This window comes from Pseudoxanthomonas sp. LjRoot204_2 (genome assembly GCF_056175765.1).
In genome coordinates, this window is sequence record NZ_JBGFFG010000575.1 from 1 (window position 1) to 1,754 (window position 1,754).

At 69.7% G+C, this 1,754-nt stretch carries 1 protein-coding gene and 1 pseudogene; both read left to right on the forward strand.

The features are described from left to right. On the forward strand, nucleotides 1-1,534 hold a 1,534-nt coding region (locus AC04L7_RS18005; RefSeq protein ID WP_475513611.1), incomplete at its 5' end, for a M48 family metalloprotease. Between the two features lie 100 nt (nucleotides 1,535-1,634). Beyond that, nucleotides 1,635-1,754, forward strand: a pseudogene (locus tag AC04L7_RS18010) (DNA-binding response regulator); the annotation flags it as partial.

Below are 1,754 nucleotides of genomic sequence, written 5' to 3' on the forward strand. Positions count from 1 at the left end.
GCTCACGCCCGCCCGGCAGGCCCAGTACGGCGGCATGATGCTGCGCGAGCTGCGCAACTACGGTTACCTGCTGGAAGACCCGCTGGTCACCGACTGGCTGCAGGGCGTGGGCGGGCGACTGGGTGCGGACAGCGATAACCCGCAGCAGTCCTACACGTTCTTCATGATGCGCGACCGGCAGATCAACGCCTTCGCCACGCTCGGCGGCTACATCGGCATGAACGCGGGCCTGGTGCTGACCGCCGACCGCGAAGACGAGGTGGCGGCGGTGCTCTCGCACGAGATCGCCCACGTCACCCAGCAGCATGTGCTGCGCGGCGTCGAGCGGGCCCAGCGCGACCAGGTCCCGATCCTGCTGGGCATGCTGGGCGCCATCGTGCTGGCGCAGGCGGCCGGCGGCAGTTCCAGCGGGGATGCGTCGCAGGCGGCCATCGCCTCGGCGATGGGCCTGATGCAACAGCGCCAGATCGACTACACGCGCTCCAACGAGTCGGAAGCCGACCGGGTCGRCATCCGCACGCTGTCGCGCGCCGGCTACGACATCGATGCGATGGCCGGCTTCTTCGCCAAACTGCAGCAGGCCACCCGGGTCGCTCGCGGGAGCGGTCGCGAATCGGTGCCGGATTATCTGCAGACCCACCCGGTCACCACGACCCGCATCAGCGAGGCCCGCCAGCGTGCGGACCAGTTGCGCGGCAACCAGGTGACGGCGGTGACCAGCGTGCCGGGCGGGGAGCGGGTGGAGCGCTTCGACCGCAACGCGGTGACCCTGGCGGAAACCCGCAGCGACAATCCGCTGCTGCCGATCCCGGTGACCCTGCCCTCACAGGCCTTCCGGCAGGGCGATACCGGCCAGTTCGACTGGGCCCGCGAACGCCTGCGCGCACTCAGCGCCAGTACGCCGTCTGCCGCGGTCCGCGAATACGAGACCCTGCGGCGCCAGGCCGGCAAGCCGCTGACCGGGCCGGAACGGTATGGGCTTGCCGTGGCCCATCTGCAGGGCGGCGATACCCGTCTGGCGCTGACGGAGCTCAAGCGGCTGGCCGATGAGCATGCCGACAACCTGTGGGTCGCGCTGGCGCTGGGTGAAGCGGAATCGCGCACCGGAGACCGTGCCTCGGCGAACCAGCGCTTCGACGCCCTGATGTTGCGGTATCCCCAGAACCGGCCCGTCGCGCTGACGTACGCCAAGGTGCTCAATGAACAGGGGGGCCGTGACGCCGGCCAGCGGGCGCAGGCCGTGCTCCGCCCCCTGATGGCGCGCGCGGGCGACGACCCGGTGTTCCAGCAGAATTTCGCCCGGGCCAACGAGTTGGCTGGCGATACCGCGCGCGCCGGCGAGGCGTATGCCGAAGCGGCCTACCTGAACGGTCGGCCCGAGCAGGCTCTGATCCAGCTCCRGAATCTCAAGAAGCAGAGCGACCTGGACTTCTACGCGCGCGCCCGTGTCGATGCCCGCATAGCCGCCATCACGCCGGAGGTGCTCGAGCTGCGCCGGCAGGGCGTGCGCGACCCGGACGTGGAACGACGCTGACCGGCCTGCGGGCGCCGCCATGACAGCCCCGCRGCATGTCATGTAAACGTCATAAAATTGTCGTCTACTGGCGTCGTCCCTCCCCGCACACGGATCCTGCGTGCAGAAGCACATCCTGATCGTCGACGACGAGCCCGCCATCCGCGACATGGTGGCCTTCGCCCTGCGCAAGGGCGACTACGAACCGATCCATGCCGGCGACGCCCGCGAAGCCCAGAAC